The sequence below is a fragment of the Pseudomonas sp. B21-009 genome, from assembly GCF_024749345.1.
Taxonomy (GTDB): domain Bacteria; phylum Pseudomonadota; class Gammaproteobacteria; order Pseudomonadales; family Pseudomonadaceae; genus Aquipseudomonas.
This window is the reverse complement of record NZ_CP087199.1, coordinates 5580413-5600186: the sequence shown is the minus strand read 5'-3', so window position 1 is coordinate 5600186 and position 19774 is coordinate 5580413. Positions and strand designations below refer to the sequence as shown.

Sequence of the window (19774 nt, the reverse complement as noted above, 5' to 3'; positions counted from 1 at the left end):
ACAGAGGAACTGGCGTTGTCGCCTGGTTTTGGCCGGCTTTCGGCAGCGCCTGCGCTCTGCCGAAAGTACCGCAGTTTGGCCATTTGCGGCTAGAGGACGACGAAAGTCCCCTGTGCTTTTGCCACCAGTTTGTCGCCCTGGAGTACATCGGCGTCGACCACCAGCGTGCGCCGCCCGGCATGCAGCACCCGGGCGATGCACAGCACGTCACCTTCGCTGACCGCACGCAGGTAGTTGATCTTGCATTCGAGGGTCACGCTCTGCTGGTCGAAACCATGGGAACTGGAGCAGGCCAGGCCCATGGTGGTGTCGACCAGGCTGAAGATTGCCCCGCCATGCAGCTTGCCGCCGCGGTTGCGCAGGTGCGGCTCCAGGGCCATGGCCACCTCGGCAACGCCGTTTTCCAGGCGTTGCAGACGGCAGCCGAGCAACTGGCTGAAGGCGCTGAAGACGACGTCGTCGGGAACCGTCATCACTTCTTCTTCAGCTGCTTGGCGTTGGCGAACAGCGAGGCCATGGCGTTGTTGGCCGGTGCCGGGGTTTCCTTGGCGCGGGCCGGGGCACTCTGTTGGCGCGGGGCCGAGCCCGGGCGGCTGCCACGGGCGCCGTCGATCTTCTCGCCCGGGGTGTCGCTCATGCGCATCGACAGGCCGACGCGTTTGCGCGGGATGTCGACTTCCATGACCTTGACCTTGACCACGTCGCCGGCCTTGACCGCTTCACGCGGGTCCTTGATGAACTTCTCCGACAGCGCCGAGATGTGCACCAGGCCATCCTGGTGTACGCCGATGTCGACGAAGGCACCGAAGTTGGTGACGTTGGTCACCACGCCTTCGAGGATCATCCCCAGTTGCAGGTCCTTGAGGTCTTCGACGCCTTCCTGGAACTCGGCGGTCTTGAACTCCGGGCGTGGGTCGCGGCCGGGTTTGTCCAGTTCCTGGAGGATGTCGGTGACCGTCGGCAGGCCGAAGGTTTCGTCGGTGAACTTCTTCGGGTCCAGGCGCTTGAGGAAGCCGCTGTCGCCGATCAGCGAACGGATGTCACGGTCGGTCTCGGCGGCAATGCGTTGCACCAGCGGGTAGGCTTCCGGGTGCACCGCCGAGGCGTCCAGCAGGTTGTCGCCGTTCATGACGCGCAGAAAGCCTGCGGCCTGTTCGAAGGTTTTTTCGCCCAGGCGGCTGACTTTCTTCAGCGCGGCGCGGGTCTTGAAGGCGCCGTTGGCGTCGCGGTGGGCGACGATGTTCTGTGCCAGGGTGCTGTTGAGGCCGGAGATGCGCGCCAGTAGTGCCACCGACGCGGTGTTGACGTCGACGCCGACGGCGTTCACGCAGTCCTCGACCACCGCATCCAGGCCACGGGCCAGTTTCAACTGCGAGACATCGTGCTGGTACTGGCCGACACCGATGGATTTCGGCTCGATCTTCACCAGTTCCGCCAGCGGGTCTTGCAGGCGGCGGGCGATCGACACAGCGCCACGGATCGACACGTCGAGGTCCGGGAACTCCTTGGCCGCCAGCTCCGAGGCCGAGTACACCGAAGCACCGGCTTCGGAGACCATGACCTTGGTCATTTTCAGGGCTGGATATTTTTTGATCAGTTCGGCGGCGAGCTTGTCGGTTTCGCGGCTGGCGGTGCCGTTACCGATGGCGATCAGCTCGACCGAGTGCTTGGCGCACAGCGCGGCGAGCACGGCGATGGTCTGGTCCCACTGGTTTTTTGGTACGTGCGGGTAGACGGTGGCGGTGTCCAGCAGCTTGCCGGTGGCATCGACCACGGCGACCTTGCAACCGGTGCGCAGGCCCGGGTCCAGGCCCAGGGTGGCGCGCGGGCCGGCCGGGGCGGCCAGCAGCAGGTCGTGCAGGTTATGGGCGAAGACGTTGATCGCCTCGCCTTCGGCGTTGTCGCGCAGCTCGCCGAACAGGTCGGTTTCAAGGTGGCTGTAGAGCTTGACCTTCCAGGTCCAGCGCACCACTTCGGCCAGCCATTTGTCGGCAGGACGGTTCTGATTTTGCAGGCCGAAACGCTCGGCGATCATCATTTCGCACGGGTGCAGGGTGCCCGGCAGTTCTTCGCCGACTTTCAGCGAAGCGGACAGCACGCCTTCGTTGCGGCCACGGAAAATCGCCAGGGCACGGTGCGACGGCACGCTCTTGAGCACTTCGTCGTGCTCGAAGTAGTCACGGAACTTCGCCCCTTCCTCTTCCTTGCCGGCCACCAGGCGGGCGCTGAGCACCGCTTCTTGCTTGAGAAAGCTGCGCAGCTTGTCGAGCAGGCTGGCGTCTTCGGCAAAGCGCTCCATAAGGATGTACTTGGCACCTTCGAGGGCGGCTTTGACATCGGCCACGCCTTTTTCGGCGTCGACGAAACGCGCGGCTTCGGTTTCAGGGCTCAGTTGCGGGTCGCTCAGCAGGCCGTCGGCCAGCTCGCCGAGGCCGGCTTCCAGGGCGATCTGGCCCTTGGTGCGGCGCTTTTGCTTGTACGGCAGGTACAGGTCTTCGAGGCGGGTCTTGGTGTCGGCCAATTTGATTTCACGGGCCAGTTCCGGGGTCAGCTTGCCTTGCTCTTCGATGCTGGCAAGGATGCTGACACGCCGTTCGTCCAGCTCGCGCAGGTAGCGCAGGCGCTCTTCCAGGTGACGCAGTTGGGTGTCATCCAGGCTACCGGTGACTTCTTTCCGGTAACGGGCGATAAAAGGCACGGTCGAACCTTCATCAAGTAGAGCCACGGCCGCTTCGACCTGTTGTGGGCGGACACCGAGTTCCTCGGCGATGCGGCTGTTGATGCTGTCCATAAAACCACCTGACAAATTGTGAATACAAAGGCCGCGGGCGGGCGCTGTAGAGCGCTTGTGGTCAATGCGGCGCTGGCTGAAAGCGGCGCATTATACCCAGCGCGTCCGGCTTGCGGTGATAGCAGCAGGCCAGTTGTCGGCCCGGCAATACTGGCACCCGGGGAAAAATCTGCTAACAATGCACACGGCACGGCCATTGATGGCTAAGCCATAATGCGTGCCGAGATTAGAGGAGCTACCCATGAGCAGCACTGCACAAACCGCCGAAGGCGACAAAATTCTCATCGTCGACGATGACCCGGGCCTGAGCAGCCTGCTGGAACGGTTCTTCACCAGCAAGGGGTATCGCGCCCGTGCAGTACCCAATACCGAACAGATGGACCGCCTGCTGGCCCGCGAGGTTTTCAACCTGGTGGTGCTCGACCTGATGCTGCCCGGCGAAGACGGCCTGACCGCCTGCCGCCGCCTGCGCGCCGCCAACAACCAGATCCCGATCATCATGCTCACCGCCAAGGGCGACGAGCTGAGCCGCATCAAGGGCCTGGAGCTGGGTGCCGACGACTACCTGGCCAAGCCGTTCAACCCCGACGAACTGATGGCCCGGGTCAAGGCCGTGCTGCGCCGCCAGGCCCCGGCAGTACCGGGTGCACCGGGCAGCGAGGACGAAACCGTCACCTTCGGCGACTACGCGCTGTCGCTGGCCACCCGCGAACTCAAGCGCGGCGAAGAAGTGCACATGCTCACCACCGGTGAGTTCGCCGTGCTCAAGGCGCTGGTGATGCACGCCCGCGAGCCGTTGACCCGCGACAAGCTGATGAACCTGGCCCGTGGCCGCGAGTGGGACGCCCTCGAGCGCTCCATCGACGTGCAGATCTCGCGCCTGCGCCGGATGATCGAACCCGACCCGTCCAAGCCGCGTTACATCCAGACCGTCTGGGGCGTTGGTTATGTGTTTGTGCCGGATGGTAATGCCAGCAAGTGATGTTTCGTTTGCAGGAGTAGCTCACCGCCAGCAGGGCAGGCCTTCGGGATTGCCCTGTTTTTGCCTGTGCAGCGCTTTGCAAAGCCTGCGAGCCCCGCTCGTTCCCGCATAGTGTGTAGCCGTTGTCGATGAAAACGCCCCTGTGGTTCCCGCAAAGCTTCTTCGCCCGCACCCTCTGGCTGGTGCTGATCGTCGTGCTGTTCTCCAAGGCCCTGACCCTGGTGTACCTGCTGATGAACGAGGACGTGCTGGTCGACCGCCAATACAGCCATGGCGTGGCCCTGACCCTGCGCGCCTACTGGGCTGCCGATGAGTCCGATCGCGACAAGATCGCCGAGGCGGCGGGGCTGATCCGGGTGGTTGGCTCCGGGGTGCCCGAGGGTGAGCAGCACTGGCCGTACAGCGAAATCTACCAGCGCCAGATGCAGGCCGAACTTGGCGCCGACACCGAGGTGCGCCTGCGTGTACATGCGCCGCCGGCCTTGTGGGTACGGGCGCCGAGCCTGGGCGATGGCTGGCTGAAGGTGCCGCTGTATCCGCATCCGCTGCGTGGGCAGAAGATCTGGAGCGTGCTTGGCTGGTTCCTGGCCATCGGCCTGTTGTCGACCGCCTCGGCGTGGATTTTCGTGCGCCAGCTCAACCAGCCGCTCAAGCGCCTGGTGTTCGCCGCCCGGCAATTGGGCCAGGGGCGCAGCGTGCGTTTGCCGATCAGCGATACGCCGAGCGAAATGACCGAGGTGTACCGTGCCTTCAACCAGATGGCCGAGGATGTCGAGCAGGCCGGGCGCGAACGTGAACTGATGCTCGCCGGGGTCTCCCATGACCTGCGCACACCGCTGACGCGCCTGCGCCTGTCGTTGTCGTTGCTGGCCAACGAAAGCGACCTGACCGACGACATGGTCCGCGATATCGAAGACATGGACGCTATTCTCGACCAGTTTTTGGCGTTCATCCGCGATGGTCGCGATGAGCCGGTCGAAGAGGTCGATTTCAGTGAACTGGTGCGCGAAGTAGTGGCGCCGTTCAACCAGCCGGAGGAACAGGTGCGCCTGTGCCTGGAGCCTATCCCGCCGTTCCCGCTGCGCCGGGTGTCGCTCAAGCGCTTGCTCAACAACCTGATCGGCAACGCCCTGTACCACGCCGGCAAGGGCGTTGAAGTGGCGGCCTATGTGTCTGGCGAGAATGGCGCGCCCTACGTGGTATTGAGCGTGCTCGACCGCGGCGCCGGGATCGACCCGGGCGAGCTGGAGGGCATCTTCAACCCGTTCATCCGCGGCGACCGTGCCCGCAGCGGCAAGGGCACCGGGCTGGGCCTGGCGATCGTCAAGCGGATCGCCGCCCAGCACGGTGGCAACGTGCAGTTGCGCAACCGTTCAGGCGGCGGCCTGGAGGCGCGGGTGCGGCTGCCGCTGGGGCTGATGCTGCCGCGCGACGCTGTTTAGCCTTTGCCCTTGGTGCGGGTCAGGTTCGGCCCGCCATTCTTCTCCAGGTGTTCGATGATCATCCCGGCAACGTTCTTGCCGGTGGTGACTTCGATGCCTTCCAGGCCAGGCGAGGAGTTGACCTCCATCACCAGCGGGCCGTGATTGGAGCGCAGGATATCCACACCGGCCACGCTCAGGCCCATGACCTTGGCGGCGCGGATGGCGGTCATGCGCTCTTCCGGGGTGATCTTGATCAGGCTGGCGCTGCCGCCGCGGTGCAGGTTGGAGCGAAACTCACCGGGCTTGGCCTGGCGCTTCATCGAGGCGATGACCTTGTCGCCGACCACGAAACAGCGGATATCGGCGCCTCCGGCTTCCTTGATGTATTCCTGGACCATGATGTTCTGCTTCAGGCCCATGAAGGCTTCGATCACCGACTCGGCTGCCTTGGTGGTTTCGCACAACACCACGCCGATGCCCTGGGTGCCTTCGAGCACCTTGATCACCAGCGGCGCGCCATTGACCATCTGGATCAGGTCGGGGATGTCGTCCGGCGAGTGGGCAAAACCGGTGACCGGCAGGCCGATACCCCGGCGCGACAACAGCTGCAGCGAGCGCAGCTTGTCCCGCGAACGGGCGATGGCCACCGATTCGTTGAGCGGGAACACCCCCATCATTTCGAACTGGCGCAGCACCGCGCAGCCGTAGAAGGTCACCGAAGCGCCGATTCGTGGGATCACCGCGTCGAAATTTTCCAGCGGCTTGCCGCGGTAGTGGATCTGCGGCTTATGGCTGGCAATGTTCATATAGGCGCGCAGGGTGTCGATCACAACCACCTCATGGCCTCGTTCGGTACCGGCTTCGACCAGGCGACGAGTGGAATACAGACGCGGGTTTCGCGACAGCACGGCGATCTTCATGCAACACCTGTGGAGGGAGTGATAGTGGCCGGGAATGCCGGCTTGTCCTGAACGTACTTGAGCCCCGGGTTGACCACCAACTGGCCATGGATCAGGGCTTTGGAACCGAGCAACAGGCGATAGCGCATGGCCTTGCGGCAGGCCAGGGTGAATTCCACCTCCCACACCCGGTCACCCAGCGCCAGGGGCGTGCGGATCACGTAGCGGGTCTGGGCCTGGCCGTTGGAGCTCTTGATGGTTTTCATCGTCACCAGCGGCGCCTCGCAGCGCCGGTGACGCAGTTGTACCACCGAACCCAAATGGGCGTTGAAACGCACCCACTGCTCGCCATCGCGCTCGAAGGGTTCGACTTCGGTGGCGTGCAGGCTCGAGGTGCTGGCGCCGGTGTCGATCTTGGCCCGCAGGCCGGCCAGGCCGAGGTCCGGCAGGGCCACCCACTCGCGCAGGCCGATCACGGTCAAATGGTCAAATGTCTTCAAAATGCTCAACCAGCGTAGTAAGTCGTCAGGCACCAGGGCGGGCATGAACGACAGGTCGGTGAACTGTAAGCACGCCGCGTGTTTTTTGCATCCGCCAGATACGGTAGTACAGTTCCCTTTACGAAAATAAGTGGGGAAATGTCATGGCACAAAAGCCGGAAGAGGATGACAAGGTCCGTCTGGATAAATGGCTATGGGCGGCGCGCTTCTACAAGACCCGGGCGCTGGCCAAGGCGGCCATCGAAAGCGGCAAGGTGCATTGCCGGGGCGAGCGCTGCAAGCCGGGCAAGGAGCCGCGGTTGGGCGATGAGTTCGTCCTGCGTACCGGCTTTGACGAGCGTACGGTGGTGGTCAAGGCGCTGTCGGTAGTGCGTCGCGGCGCGCCTGAAGCTCAGGCGCTATACGAGGAAACCGCGCAGAGCATCGCCCGCCGGGAACAGGCTGCGGCGATGCGCAAGGCCGGTGCCCTGGGGGTCAGTACTGATGGCCGGCCCACCAAGAAACAGCGGCGCCAGCTGCATCAGTTGCATGACAGCGCCGGTTAAGCGCGCGGGTTGACCACATTCAGGCGCCCGAGCAGTGGCAGCCGCGCCATGAGCTCGAACAGCGGTGCGCTCAGGCGCAGCAGGGCAGCGCTGGCCTTGGCGGCAAACGGGGTATAGCAGCTCCAGCCCAAGGCCAGTACCGCCATCAGCACGCCGCCGATGTAGTCGTCCTGGCCCCAGTGTGCGCCGGCCACCAGGCGCGGCAACATGAACAGCAGCGCCAGGGCCCAGACCAGCAGTTGCTGTAGCAGCTTGCGGCTGAACAGGCTCATGAACATCGCCCAGATCAGCAGCACCGAGGCGTGATCGCCAGGGAAGCTCTGGCTGGAGCGGTCCTTGAGTTCCCAGCGTGCTTCAAGATGCGGGTAGAAATCGCTGAGGTGAATGGCATCGCTGAACACCATCGACGGGCTGTTGTGCTGCCAGCCCATGGCGTTCATCCATTTCGAGAACAGCGCGCGGATCACCAGCAGCAGGATCAGGGTAGCGAAGAAGCCGAAGAAGGCCTGGCGCACCTGGCTGGCCTTGAATACCCAGTCGCCACGGATCAGCAGGCTGAGGAGGATCAGGCCGACGACAATATCGAACGGGCGCAGGCTGCCGACGGTCCAGATGTAACGCCAGACGCTATTGTCGGCCAGTGGCCGGTTGAGCAGGTGAAACAGCCATTCGTCGAAAGTCAGGCAGATGATCTGGCCAACAGGCCACAACCAGAAACACAGTAGAGCAACGGGCAAAACCGTGCAGAGAATCAAGGGACCCCAAGCCCACCTTGCTTGGAACAGTGAAGAATTGTCCATAAACTACCTCTTTGCTGCGAACCACGAGTGCACCATTCTGGTGCTCTAGACTGGGCTTTATAGGCCCTTGAAATTATTTTGTCATCATTCAGAAAGCCAAAGCCCATGTCCGATTTGCCAGATACCGACTACACACAACGCTTCCTTTTCGACGACCGCGACGTTCGCGGTGAAATGGTCGGGCTGGAGCGCAGCTACGCCGAAGTGCTGGCCAAGCACCCTTATCCGCAGCCTGTGGCACAGCTGCTCGGCGAGCTGATGGCGGCAGCCGCGCTGCTGGTCGGTACGCTGAAGTTCGATGGCCTGCTGATCCTCCAGGCGCAGTCGAGCGGGCCGGTGCCCCTGCTGGCTATCGAGTGCACCAGCGAGCACGAAATTCGTGGCCTGGCCCGTTATGCGGCCGAGCAGATCAAGGATGATGCAACCCTCGCCGATCTGATGCCTGGCGGCCACCTGGTGCTGACCATCATTCCGGTCAACGGCCAGCGCTACCAGGGTACGGTGGAACTGGACGGCAAGGATCTGTCGGAATGCTTCACCAACTATTTCGTCATGTCCCAGCAGGTCAACACCTGCATCACCCTGGCCGCCGACGGCATTCGTGCCCGCGGTCTGCTGGTGCAGCAGCTGCCGGCCGACCGCCAGAAGGACATCGAGGAACGCGAGGAAAGCTGGAACCACGTCAAGGCGCTGGCCAATACCCTGAAGGCCGAGGAACTGCTGGGCCTGGACAACGAGACTGTGCTGCATCGGCTGTATCACGAGGATGCCGTGCGCCTGTTCGATATCCAGCCGCTGCATTTTCGCTGCAGCTGCTCCCGTGAGCGCTCCGGCAATGCCCTGGTGAGCCTGGGCAAGCATGACGCGCTGGAGCTGATCAACGAGCATGGCGGCCAGATCGAAGTCGATTGCCAGTTCTGCAATCAGCGCTACCAATTCGATGCCGCCGATATCGAGCAATTGTTCGCCGGTGGCGGTGTAGACACACCGTCAGATACTCGTCACTAAAACGTTTCACCACAGGTAAATCTCCTGTCTAACGCCGGAAACACGCCGTTCTGACAGGAGGGCCCTACTTTTTTTGGGCGTTTCTGGCATAATCCGGCCACTTTTTTCGCTGTAGTAGTTTTCAAAGCTCTACTACAAAACGTTTGGAGCACTCGGCCGCAGGCCGGATGGGGAATCTCATGACGCAAGCCAACAACACCGTCTACACCGACCTGAGCGTCGATGAGCTGGTAAAAGAAGCGCTGAACCGCGGTGAAGGCGAGCTGGCCGATACTGGCGCGCTGGTCGTGAAAACCGGTCACCGTACCGGTCGTTCGCCGGTGGATCGTTTCATCGTCGAAGAGCCGTCCACTCAGGACGCCATCGCCTGGGGCCCGATCAACCGCAAGTTCCCGGCCGACAAGTTCGATGCCCTGTGGGACCGCGTCGAGGCGTTCAACAACGCCCAGGATCACTTCGTTTCCTACGTTCACGTAGGCGCGGCTGCCGATCACTACCTGCCAGTGAAGATGACCACCCAGACTGCCTGGCAGAACCTGTTCGGTCGTTGCCTGTTCATCAATCCTGAACAGTACAACCCTGCTGGCCGTGATCAGTGGCAAGTGCTCAACGTTGCCAACTTCGAGTGCGTGCCTGAGCGTGACGGCACCAACTCCGATGGTTGCGTGATCCTCAACTTCGCCCAGAAGAAAGTCCTGATCGCCGGCATGCGTTACGCCGGTGAAATGAAAAAGGCCATGTTCTCGGTACAGAACTTCCTGCTGCCGGCTGCCGACGTGCTGCCGATGCACTGCGCCGCCAACATCGGCGAAGAGGGCGACGTGACCCTGTTCTTCGGTCTGTCGGGTACCGGCAAGACCACCCTGTCGGCTGACGAAAGCCGCTACCTGATCGGCGACGACGAGCACGGTTGGGGCGAAGGCGTTGTCTTCAACATCGAAGGTGGCTGCTACGCCAAGTGCATCGACTTGTCCGAGAAGAACGAGCCGGTCATCTGGAAAGCCATCAAGCACGGCGCAGTACTGGAAAACGTCGTCATCGACGATGCCAAGCACGCCGACTACACCGATGTCAGCCTGACCCAGAACAGCCGCGCCGCCTACCCGCTGGAGCACGTTGCCAAGCGTTCCGAGAAGAACCTCGGTGGCGAGCCTAACGCGGTCATCTTCCTGACCTGCGACCTGACCGGCGTGCTGCCGCCAGTGTCGATCCTCAACGAAGAACAAGCGGCCTACCACTTCCTGTCCGGCTACACCGCTCTGGTGGGCTCGACCGAAATGGGTTCGGGCAGCGGCATCAAGTCGACCTTCTCCACCTGCTTCGGCGCGCCGTTCTTCCCGCGTCCGGCTGGCGAATACGCAGAGCTGCTGATCAAGCGTATCCGCGGTTTCGGCTCCAAGGTCTACCTGGTCAACACCGGCTGGACCGGCGGTGGCTACGGTGTGGGCAAGCGCTTCAACATCCCGACCACCCGCGCGGTGATCGCAGCGATCCAGAGCGGCGCCCTGATCGGCAGCGAAACCGAGCACCTGGACACCATCAACCTCGACGTGCCACTGGCCGTACCGGGCGTTGAAACCAACCTGCTCAACCCACGCAACACCTGGGCTGACCAGGCTGCTTACGATGAAGCTGCAAAAGCCCTGGCTGGCTTGTTCATCGAAAACTTCAAGAAGTTCGAAGTGTCCGACGCCATCAAGGCTGCTGGCCCACAGCTGTAAGCTGAAGCCTGCGTAAACAAAAAGCCGCCCTTAGGGGCGGCTTTTTGTTTTCCGGTGCGATTGCCGCTTCCGGGTTGTCGGCTGCAATGTGGTCCATGATCAGTTCGCGGTCGCTCAGTGCCATGGCTCGCCACACCAGTCTCATCAATGCGAACGAGCTTTCAGCGCTGCGCGGCGCTCGGCGAACAAGCGGCGAGCTTCATCATCCTCGATTGACGGAGTAGTGTCCTGCAGGCTGGCTTCGACTTGTGCGCTGAACCAGGTTTCGTAGGCCGCCGCTTCATGTGCTGTTTTAAGGGCCTGGGCACGATCAGGTCTTTGATAGGTCTGGAGTGTCTCGGGGTCGTAGCTGGAAGTGTCGACCTTGAAGTAGTCAATGCCTAGCGCCTGGAGATAGCTCACCAGCGTCTCGAGTTTTTTGAACAACCGGACATTGCCACTGCGTTGTGCAGTGAGTATGTGCTCCTGGTCCCTGGCGGAGACTTGAACAGCCCAGCCCCCCGCTTGCGCGACTACATGCGTGGTGTTGATGCAGCCAATCTCGACCATCTTGCTGAGTTCGGCATGGTCCATGTTATGAGTTGGCATGGGTGAATGTCTCTGCTTCATAAGGTCGATCCATGCTATGCAATCTATAGTTGATTGCAACTATAGGGCTTCTGAAGTGTTTGTGGGAAGCTTCGCACTCTTCCACAAGTGTCTCAGGTCCCTCATGTCCGAACTCCCTCAGCGCCAAGCCTATCCCCACCTGCACCCGATCCTCAGCCGCTGGCAGGACAGCGACCTCAATGGCCATATAGCCGGTGCCACGGTTTACGCCTACTTCGACACTGCGATCCAGGCCTACCTGCTGCAACAGGCCGGGCTGGATTTGCAGGAAGGCGAGGTGGCCGGGTTCGTGGTCAGTTCGGCGGCGGATTTTTTCGCCTTGCCGGCCTTCCCCGACACCCTTGAAGTCGGCCTGCGGGTGGCACGCCTGGCGGGCAGTTCGGTGGAGTACCAGTTGGCGTTGTTCCGGGTCGAGGACGGGCAGCCTTGCGCGGCCGGCAAGGTGGTGCAGGTGTTCGTCGAGCGCGAGTCAGGGCGGCCGGCGCAGTTGCCGGCCACGCTGCAGGCGGCATTGGAGCGCTTGCAAGGCTGAGACCGCTCAATCGTTGAGGCGGATGATGCCTTCGCGTACGGCAAACAGCACCAGGCCGGGTACATCGTGAATCTGCAGGCGATGCATGATCTGCGAGCGGTGCGCCTCGATAGTCTTCACGCTCAGGCCGAGGCCGTCGGCAATCGAGCGGGTCGACTCGCCGCGGGCAATCAAGCGCAGGATTTCCAGCTGGCGCGCAGTCAACTGCATCGTGGTGCTGCCGCTGGGACGCTTGCGGCTGTGCTTCACCGCCTGGCCAATGACCATCGGCAGCACCGCTGACGACAGGTACTGGCCGCCGTTTTTCAGCGCCTGCAGGGCTTGCTCCAGCTCCAGTACGGTGGCGCTCTTGAGCAGAAACCCGTGAGCACCCAGCTGCAGGCAACGCATGACGAAGTCCAGCTCCGAGCGCGACGAGAGCATCAATACATGGCTTGAGGGCACGCGCAAAAACAGCTCACGCAGGATCTGCTCGCTGTCGAGGGTGTCGGCGGTCATGTCCAGCAGGATAATGTCGGGCTTGAGCTTCTCGGCCAGGGCGACAGCGGTCATGCCGTCGCCTGCGTCACCGACTACGGCGTATTGTTTTTTTTGTTCGAGCAGCGCTCGCAGGCCCGCTCGAAAGAGCGGCGAGTCATCGGCAAGTAGTATTCGGCAAAGCATGGGTTCGAGCCTGTTTCGCAAAAGAAGAGGGGCGGCAGGTTTGCTCGGTCCGGATGAGCGCTGCCGCGCGGTGGCGCGATCAGTATCGGGGGCCTGCCGCAGGTCCCGGCAGCGCCGGCCATCATAGGCGTTCGAACACCGAGGGCAGGATCGGCCGCAAGGGCAGGTCGAGGCCGTGGATGCTCTCGCTATGCCCGATCAGCAGCAGGCCACCCGGGCGCAGGCAGGCCAGCAGGCGATGAACCACGCGCTGCTTCTCATCCTGACTGAAATAGGTCAGCAGATTGCGCAGAAAAATCACATCGAACAGGCCCAGGTCGGTGGGCAGCGACTGGATCAAGTTGATCGGGCGAAACTGCAGGCGCTCGCGCAGGGACGCCACCATGCGCATGCGCCCGGCCATTTCGCCGACGCCGCACAAGCAGTAGCGTTGCAGCCAGCCTTCGGGAAAGTAACGGGCCTGGGTGACGTCATAGATGCCTTCGCCTGCCTGCTCGAGCAGGTTGCGGCTGACGTCGCTGGCCAGCACGCTCCAGTCGTCGTTCACGGCGTGTTCGCTGGCGACCATGGCCAGGCTGTAGGCTTCTTCGCCAGAGGCGCAGGCAGCGCTCCAGAGCCTTAACGGGCGGGGCATGTCGCGCAGCCACTGGGCGAGGAATTCGAAATGGCGATGTTCGCGGAAGAAGTAGCTGTCGCGGGCAACCAGCAGGTCGAGCACCCGCTGTTGTTCCTGCTGCTGGTCAGGCTGTTCGACCAGATGCAGGTACTGTTCGAAGGAGGCCAGTTGCAGGTGCCGCAGGCGCTTTCCCAGGCGCGCTGCCACGGCGGCGCGGCGGTCGGCGGCGAGGAACACGCCGGTGCGCTGGCTGACCAGGGTGCGAAAGCGCAGGAACTGGGCTTCGCTCAGTAACGGAGGGCGGCTGCCGGCAGGCATCTCACACCCCTCGTGCACAGGGCAATCGGGCCGTCTTTGTGTGATAGCTGCGCATTCCCTGCGTCCATTGGCTGATTGGGAACGGCCGATGATAGCTACTGGCTATAACCGCCAGAATCGGGGTTGCCCCTAGGTCACAGGTGGCTGGCAAGCAGAAGGGAATTCAGGGCCTGCCGGGACTGGCCGGAAGATCGGCCTGCAGGGCTTGATCGGTAACGCGCGGGGTGATGCAGCGATCCCTGCCCATGGGGGCAGGGACTAGGAGTTTGGCTTAAGCCCGACAGGCTTCAGCGGTGACGCCAGTGCTTTTTGTGCTTGCGGTGGCCGTAGTGGTGGCCACGGTCGTAGTAACGACGGTCGTCGTAGCCGCGACGGTAGCGACGGTCATCGCGCTCGTCTTCATCGGCCTTGTTGCCCATGTAGTTACCCAGCGCGCCGCCGGCACCACCGCCTGCGGCCGCACCGATATAGCTACCGGTGGTGCCGCCCATGCTGCGGCCGACCACGTTGCCGCCGGCTGCGCCCAGGGCACCACCGATTGCGGCTTCACCGCGCTGGCGCTTGTCGGCACCGACCGCACTGCCGGCTGCGCCGCCCAGGCCCGCACCGATTGCACCGCCGGTGCTGCCGCCGATCGACTGACCGACCACCGAGCCCAGTACCCCACCCAATGCGCCGCCAATACCGGCTTCGGTGGTGCCACCTGCCGAGGCAACGCCGCTGAGCAGGCCAAGAGACAACAACAGAATCGAGGAGTACTTCATCAAGAAAGCCTCATAGGGATGACGAGGCGATCCTGAGGCTGGGGAGGGGGGCTGGCAAACGAAATCCGACGAGTAACACGAGTTGTACACAATTTTCTAAGTTACTGTTTTCACTGTGAAACTTTATCGTTTTTCGCGTGTCTGAGCTTACTTGGAACGCGGCCCTGACAGTGATGTCAGGGCCTTTTTTGTGCCTGTTTGCCGCCGATTCTGTCAGAGGATCCGGGCGTTGTCGCTGGCAGGTTGCAACTGGATCGCGACGAACTTGGAGGTCGGCGTGTGGCTGCCATCGCCCACGCTCTCCAGCGGCACCAGCGGGTTGACCTCCGGATAGTAGGCCGCCGCCTGGCCGGCCGGAATATCGAAGGCCAGCAGGGTGAAGCCCTTGACCCGCCGCTCGCGACCATCGCTCCACAACGAGACGATATCGGCCTTGTCCCCGGGGTGGAAGCCCAGGCGGACGATGTCGGCTTCATTGGCGAACAGCACGTTGCGCTGGCCCTTGACCCCACGGTAGCGGTCATCCAGGCCATAGATGGTGGTGTTGTACTGATCGTGCGAGCGCATCGACTGCATGATCAGGTCCGGCACCTGGCCGCTGGCGCGCACACGCTCGTGCAGCAGGTCGTCCGGCAGGGCGTTGGCCTTGAAGTTGGCCCGGCCGCTGGCGGTCTTCCATTGCCGCTGGCCGGCGCTGTTACCCAGGTAGAAGCCGCCCGGGTTTTGCAGGCGCTGGTTGAAGTTGTCAAAGCCGGGGATGGTCTGGTCGATCAGGTCGCGGATGCGCCCGTAATCGGCGATCAGCCAGTTCCAGTCCACAGGCTTGGCACCGAGGGTGGCGTTGGCAATCCCGGCGATCACTGCAGGCTCTGAGCGCATTTGCCGCGACAGTGGCTGCAACTGGCCATTGGAGGCGTGGACCATGCTGAACGAGTCTTCCACCGTTACTGCCTGCGGGCCTTGGTCCTGCAGGTCGATATCGGTCCGGCCCAGGCACGGCAGAATCAGCGCCTGCTTACCATGCAGCAGGTGGCTGCGGTTGAGCTTGGTGCTGATCTGCACGGTCAGCGCGCAGTTGCGCAGGGCCTGGGCGGTGCGTTCGGTGTCCGGGGTGGCTTGGGCGAAGTTGCCGCCCAGGGCAATAAACACCTTGGCCTGGCCGTCGGCCATGGCGCGGATCGCCTCGACGGTGTTGTGGCCATTGTGGCGCGGTACCTTGAAGCCGAAGCGGCGCTCCAGGGAATCGAGCAGGGCCACCGGCGGCCGTTCGTTGATGCCCATGGTGCGGTCGCCCTGCACGTTGCTGTGGCCACGCACCGGGCACAGGCCGGCACCGGGAACGCCGAGGTTACCGCGCAGCAGCATCAGGTTGGCGATTTCCTGGATGGTCGCCACCGAATGGCGATGCTGGGTGATGCCCATGGCCCAGCACATGATGACCTTCTTGGCCCTGCAGTACATGCGCGCGGCTTGCTCGATCTCGGCCAGGGTCAGGCCCGATTGCGCGGTGATCTGCTCCCAGGAGGTGGCGTCGACCGCGGCCAGGTAGCCCAGTACGTCCTGGGTATGCTGGTTGAGAAAGTCGTGATCGAAGATCGCCGGGGCATTGTTGGCCTGGGCTTCACGCTCCCACTGCAATAGGAACTTGGCCATGCCGCGCAGCACCGCCATGTCGCCGCCCAGGGCTGGGCGGAAGTAGGCGGTGTTGGTCGGGCGGTCGCCGTTGGTGAGCATTTCCAGCGGGTGCTGCGGATGCTGGAAGCGTTCCAGGCCGCGTTCTTTCAGCGGGTTGACGCAGACCACCTGGGCGCCGCGCTTGACCGCTTCGCGCAGCGGTTCGAGCATGCGCGGGTGGTTGGTGCCGGGGTTCTGGCCCCAGACGAAGATCGCGTCGGCATGTTCGAAGTCGTCGAAAGTCACCGTGCCTTTACCGACCCCGACACTCTGCCCCAGGGCCACGCCGCTGGCCTCGTGGCACATGTTCGAGCAGTCGGGGAAGTTGTTGGTGCCGTAGGCGCGCACAAACAGTTGGTACAGGTAGGCCGCCTCGTTGCTGGCCCGGCCAGAGGTATAGAACTCGGCCTGGTCCGGGCTTTCGAGCTGTTGCAGGTGTTCGGCGATCAGGGCGAAGGCGCCATCCCAGTCGATTGGTTGGTAGCGGTCGGTGCTGGCGTCGTAGACCATCGGTTCGGTCAGCCGGCCCTGGTATTCGAGCCAGTAGTCGCTCTGGGCCAGCAGCGAAGTGACGCTGTGGCGGGCGAAGAACGCGGCATCGACGCGGCGCTTGGTCGCTTCCCAGTTCACCGCCTTGGCGCCGTTTTCGCAGAACTTGACCATGCCGCTTTCCGGCGAGTCGCCCCAGGCGCAGCCAGGGCAGTCGAAGCCGCCGTTCTGGTTGGTCTTGAGCAGCGCGCGGATGTTCTTTAGGGCATTGTCGCTGCCGATCCAGGCCTGGGCCACGCTGCGCAGCGCGCCCCAGCCGCCAGCGGCGCCGTGGTAGGGTTTGTAGCGGGGCACAGGCTTGTGGTCGGCTTGGTGATGCAGGCTCACGTTCGGTTCTCCCGCACGGGGCTGAACACCCGTGGTGCGCTGTGTTTGGGCAGGTGAATAAGGTTGAGGTTGTGCCGCCGTGCCCAATGCAGGGCCAGGCCGGTAGGCGAGGACAGGCTGACCAGGGTCTGGATGCCGGCGCGCAGCACCTTCTGGATCAACTCCAGGCTGCAGCGGCTGGTGACGATCGCCAGGCCGCCGTCGAGGCTGATGTGCTGGCGCACCAGGGCACCGATCAACTTGTCGAGGGCGTTGTGCCGGCCGATGTCTTCGCGGCCCAGAAGGATCTCGCCCTGGTTGTTCATGAACAGTGCCGCATGCACCGCGCCGCAGTGCTGGCCCAGGGGCTGGAAGGCATCCATGCGCTGGCGCAGGCCGGCCAGCCAATGCGCGGGTGGCAGCGGAGCGCCGGGCAGCACGGCAAGGTCGGGCAGCGCCTGCTCCACCGCCTCTACACCGCACAGGCCACAGCCACTGGTGCCGGCCAGTTGCCGGCGCTGGGTCTTGAGGTTCCAGAAGGCGCGGTTGGCAATCTCGACTTCGGCATGCACGGCAGAACCGTTGCCGGTGAACTTGACGTCGTAGATCTCGTTGGCCGAAGCGATGATGCCGCTGCCGATGCTGAAGCCGACGATAAAGTCTTCAAGGTCCGTGGGGCTGACCAGCATCACGGCCTGGCTGATGCCGTTATAGGCGATCGCCAATGCGACTTCCTCGGCCAGTGCGGTATGGGCCTGGCTGTCGTCGTCAAGGTGGCAGTAGTCGTAGGTGTTGCTGGCCGCGGGCGCAGTCACAAGCGGGGTGGACGCCTCACAGGCCGGGGGTTTAGTGCTCATCAGCAGAGGTACCGGCGGCTGTTCAGCTTTAAGCCTAGGCTTGCGCTCGGGTATCGTCTAATCGCTAATGCTGATGCTTTGATAGACGGCGTCGATCAAGCCTCGCCGCGCAGCGCTTGATATTCGCCCAGGCACACCTCGGCCAGGGCCGAGCGCGGCGCCGTGCGGCGCATGATCAGGCCCAATGGTGCCAGGGTGCAGGCCTGTTCGATCGGTTGCAGGCGCAGCCGTTCGGTGAGCACTTCCAGTCCTGCCGCCAACGGCATGATCGCGCAGCACAGGCCGCCGCTGACGGCCTGGGCCAACTGATGGACGGCATCGGTCTGCAGCAACAGCTGCGGGGTCAGGCCGCGGCTGTGGAAGTTATGGTCGATCGACTGGCGAAAATGCATGCCGGCGGTGAGCAAGCCCAGCGGCAGTTCGGTCAGCTGTTGCCAGCTTAGGGGCTGCTCGTCGAAGCGGAAATGATCTGGATCATATAAAAGCCCCATGCGCGTCTCGCCCAGCGGCAGCGCCTGGAAGCGTTCGTGGTCGAGCCGGTCAAGGTATGACACGCCCAGGTCCAGCTGGTTGCTGGTCAGCTGTTCGAGGATCTGCTCGGAGCTCAGGGCGCTGAGTTCGAAGCGCAGTTCCGGGTGCTGCTGGTGCATGCGCCGTAACAATGGCAAGGGGTCGAAGCTCGACAACGGCACCACGCCCAGGCGCAGGGTACCGACCAGGTGGCCACGGCAGGCGGCCGCTTCGGCGTTCAGGCCATCGTAGGCGGCGATCACCGAGCGCGCCCAGGCCAGCACCCGCTCGCCCTGGGCGGTGAAGCCCTCGAAGCGCTGGCCACGGTTGACCAGGGCCAGGTCCAGCTCTTGCTCCAGGTTGCGCAAGCGCATCGACAGGGTTGGCTGGGTCACGTGGCAGCGGGCGGCGGCCTGGCCGAAGTGGCGGGTTTCATCCAGGGCGATGAGGAATTTGAGTTGTTTGATGTCCATCGTCGCTCCACGGCGCAAAGCAGGCGAAGCATTCTAACCTGTCCTAGACTCCAGGCTCCGAGATTCATCACCAAGGAGAGCGGTATGAGCATTTTCAGTTTCGTCAAAGAAGCAGGCGAGAAACTTATCGACCTGTTGACCCCGGGTAATGCCAATGCCAGCGAGCAGTTGAAGGAGCATGTCTCCAAGGTAGGCTTGGGCAATCCGAACATTCAGACAACTGTCGAGGGCAGCAAGGTGACCGTCACCGGCGAGGTGGCGACTCAGGAAGAGAAGGAAAAAATCCTCCTGGCGCTGGGCAACATTGCAGGTGTGGAGTCGGTGGATGACCAGATCACCGTTACCGGCCCGGTTGTTGCGGCGGCCCGCTTCGTCGTGGTCAAGAAAGGCGACACCCTGAGCGCCATTTCCCTGGCCGTGTACGGCAATGCCAACCAGTACAACAAGATTTTTGAAGCCAACAAGCCGCTGCTCAGCCACCCGGACAAGATCTACCCGGGCCAGACCCTGCGCATCCCCGAGTAATCACAACCCTTCGAGCAACGCCCGGTAGTCTTCCACCGCGGCGAACTCTTCGGTATCCCGCGGCCCTTTGCGGCTATCGGGCTGGCGCACCGCAAGCAGGTGCGCCACGCCGAAGTCGCGGGCGCTGCGCAGGATCGACAAGGTGTCGTCGATAAACAGGCTGCGTTGCGGGCTGAAGCCGATATCGGCCTGCAGGGCGCTCCAGAACTGCGGGTTCTCCTTGGGGTAGCCGTAGTCATGGGAGCTGATCAGGCGCTCGAAGTAAGGCGCCAGCTCCACCCGCTCCAGTTTCAGCGACAGCGAATCGCGATGGGCGTTGGTGATCAGGATCACCCGCTTGCCGGCCTGTTTGATCGCCTGCAAAAAGGTGTCGGCATCCGGGCGCAGGGCGATCAGGTGGGCGGTCTCAAGCTTCAGCTCGCGCACCGGGAGGTTCAGCTCGCGGCTCCAGAAGTCCAGGCAGTACCAGTTCAGCGAGCCGGCGTGCTGCTCGAACAGCGGCTGCAGCTCGAGCTCGGCCATGGCCCGGCTGATGCCGTGCAGTTCGGCGTAGCGCTGGGGTAGCTGTTCGAGCCAGAAATGGTTGTCGAAGTGCAGGTCGAGCAGGGTGCCGTCCATGTCCAGCAGGACGGTATCGATGGTGGACCAGGCTAAAACGGGCATATGAAATTCTCGAACAGTCATTAGGCAGCGGCCGGGCAAGCCACG

The 19774-nt window shown here is 63.1% G+C and carries 20 protein-coding genes; 7 read left to right on the top strand and 13 right to left on the bottom strand.

What is annotated here, in order from left to right:
* Window positions 1-89 precede the first annotated feature (89 nt).
* Both LOY34_RS25920 and LOY34_RS25915 read right to left on the bottom strand, forming a co-directional pair.
* Window positions 90-473, bottom strand: coding sequence for a PaaI family thioesterase (locus LOY34_RS25920; protein WP_045201161.1), 384 nt, complete (start codon window positions 471-473; stop codon window positions 90-92).
* Window positions 473-2791 carry a Tex family protein gene (locus LOY34_RS25915; protein WP_258664084.1) on the bottom strand — a complete coding sequence of 773 codons (2319 nt, stop codon included), beginning with the start codon at window positions 2789-2791 and terminating at the stop codon, window positions 473-475. Before LOY34_RS25915 ends, LOY34_RS25920 begins: the two co-directional genes overlap by 1 nt.
* Before the next feature lie 241 nt (window positions 2792-3032).
* On the opposite strand from LOY34_RS25915, the gene ompR reads away from it, so the two are divergent.
* Window positions 3033-3773 carry a two-component system response regulator OmpR gene (gene ompR, locus LOY34_RS25910; RefSeq protein WP_195885264.1) on the top strand — a complete coding sequence of 247 codons (741 nt, stop codon included), beginning with the start codon at window positions 3033-3035 and terminating at the stop codon, window positions 3771-3773.
* Window positions 3774-3901: 128 nt separating this feature from the next.
* Entirely contained in the window at window positions 3902-5215 is a 1314-nt protein-coding gene (locus tag LOY34_RS25905; RefSeq protein WP_038998193.1) for an ATP-binding protein, read from the top strand.
* Here the strand turns inward: LOY34_RS25905 and rimK are convergent.
* Entirely contained in the window at window positions 5212-6117 is a 906-nt protein-coding gene (gene rimK / locus LOY34_RS25900) for a 30S ribosomal protein S6--L-glutamate ligase (RefSeq protein WP_010221234.1), read from the bottom strand. The genes LOY34_RS25905 and rimK overlap by 4 nt on opposite strands.
* Window positions 6114-6530 carry an ATP-dependent zinc protease gene (locus LOY34_RS25895; protein ID WP_371128664.1) on the bottom strand — a complete coding sequence of 139 codons (417 nt, stop codon included), beginning with the start codon at window positions 6528-6530 and terminating at the stop codon, window positions 6114-6116. Before LOY34_RS25895 ends, rimK begins: the two co-directional genes overlap by 4 nt.
* A gap of 209 nt (window positions 6531-6739) precedes the next feature.
* Between LOY34_RS25895 and LOY34_RS25890 the strand changes: the two genes are divergently transcribed.
* A complete protein-coding gene (locus LOY34_RS25890; RefSeq protein WP_038998195.1) occupies window positions 6740-7141 on the top strand; it encodes an RNA-binding S4 domain-containing protein in 402 nt (133 codons plus the stop codon).
* Here the strand turns inward: LOY34_RS25890 and LOY34_RS25885 are convergent.
* Complete coding sequence (locus tag LOY34_RS25885) at window positions 7138-7941, bottom strand: phosphatase PAP2 family protein (RefSeq protein ID WP_195885263.1); 804 nt, start codon at window positions 7939-7941, stop codon at window positions 7138-7140. The genes LOY34_RS25890 and LOY34_RS25885 overlap by 4 nt on opposite strands.
* A 105-nt stretch (window positions 7942-8046) precedes the next feature.
* Between LOY34_RS25885 and hslO the strand changes: the two genes are divergently transcribed.
* Both hslO and LOY34_RS25875 read left to right on the top strand, forming a co-directional pair.
* Window positions 8047-8949: an Hsp33 family molecular chaperone HslO gene (hslO, locus tag LOY34_RS25880; RefSeq protein WP_045201165.1), complete on the top strand. Its 903-nt coding sequence runs from the start codon at window positions 8047-8049 to the stop codon at window positions 8947-8949.
* A gap of 179 nt (window positions 8950-9128) precedes the next feature.
* The gene (locus tag LOY34_RS25875; protein ID WP_093378388.1) at window positions 9129-10670 is read left to right on the top strand and encodes a phosphoenolpyruvate carboxykinase; all 1542 of its coding nucleotides are present in this window, start codon (window positions 9129-9131) and stop codon (window positions 10668-10670) included.
* Between the two features lie 144 nt (window positions 10671-10814).
* Here LOY34_RS25875 and LOY34_RS25870 read toward each other — a convergent pair whose 3' ends face one another.
* Window positions 10815-11243, bottom strand: a complete 429-nt coding sequence (locus LOY34_RS25870) for a hypothetical protein (protein ID WP_258595315.1) — start codon at window positions 11241-11243, stop codon at window positions 10815-10817.
* A gap of 139 nt (window positions 11244-11382) precedes the next feature.
* Between LOY34_RS25870 and LOY34_RS25865 the strand changes: the two genes are divergently transcribed.
* Window positions 11383-11811 carry a thioesterase family protein gene (locus LOY34_RS25865; protein ID WP_258664083.1) on the top strand — a complete coding sequence of 143 codons (429 nt, stop codon included), beginning with the start codon at window positions 11383-11385 and terminating at the stop codon, window positions 11809-11811.
* 6 nt (window positions 11812-11817) lie between these two features.
* Here LOY34_RS25865 and LOY34_RS25860 read toward each other — a convergent pair whose 3' ends face one another.
* From LOY34_RS25860 to LOY34_RS25835, 6 genes are all read right to left on the bottom strand, one after another.
* Window positions 11818-12474 (bottom strand): response regulator transcription factor, encoded by a 657-nt coding sequence (locus LOY34_RS25860; protein ID WP_026001197.1) that lies wholly within the window; start codon window positions 12472-12474, stop codon window positions 11818-11820.
* Window positions 12475-12595: 121 nt separating this feature from the next.
* Complete coding sequence (locus LOY34_RS25855; RefSeq protein WP_195885261.1) at window positions 12596-13408, bottom strand: protein-glutamate O-methyltransferase CheR; 813 nt, start codon at window positions 13406-13408, stop codon at window positions 12596-12598.
* A gap of 287 nt (window positions 13409-13695) precedes the next feature.
* Window positions 13696-14175, bottom strand: a complete 480-nt coding sequence (locus LOY34_RS25850) for a glycine zipper domain-containing protein (protein WP_176794206.1) — start codon at window positions 14173-14175, stop codon at window positions 13696-13698.
* A gap of 210 nt (window positions 14176-14385) precedes the next feature.
* Entirely contained in the window at window positions 14386-16722 is a 2337-nt protein-coding gene (locus LOY34_RS25845) for an FdhF/YdeP family oxidoreductase (protein ID WP_195885260.1), read from the bottom strand.
* On the bottom strand, window positions 16719-17558 hold the full coding sequence (gene fdhD / locus LOY34_RS25840; RefSeq protein WP_195885259.1) for a formate dehydrogenase accessory sulfurtransferase FdhD: 840 nt from the start codon (window positions 17556-17558) through the stop codon (window positions 16719-16721). The genes LOY34_RS25845 and fdhD overlap by 4 nt, the downstream gene beginning before the upstream one ends.
* 95 nt (window positions 17559-17653) lie before the next feature.
* Window positions 17654-18541, bottom strand: a complete 888-nt coding sequence (locus tag LOY34_RS25835) for a LysR family transcriptional regulator (protein WP_045201172.1) — start codon at window positions 18539-18541, stop codon at window positions 17654-17656.
* Between the two features lie 84 nt (window positions 18542-18625).
* Between LOY34_RS25835 and lysM the strand changes: the two genes are divergently transcribed.
* Complete coding sequence (gene lysM, locus LOY34_RS25830; RefSeq protein ID WP_093378408.1) at window positions 18626-19066, top strand: peptidoglycan-binding protein LysM; 441 nt, start codon at window positions 18626-18628, stop codon at window positions 19064-19066.
* Here the strand turns inward: lysM and yrfG are convergent, their stop codons facing one another.
* On the bottom strand, window positions 19067-19729 hold the full coding sequence (yrfG, locus tag LOY34_RS25825) for a GMP/IMP nucleotidase (protein ID WP_195885258.1): 663 nt from the start codon (window positions 19727-19729) through the stop codon (window positions 19067-19069).
* Window positions 19730-19774: the final 45 nt, after the last annotated feature.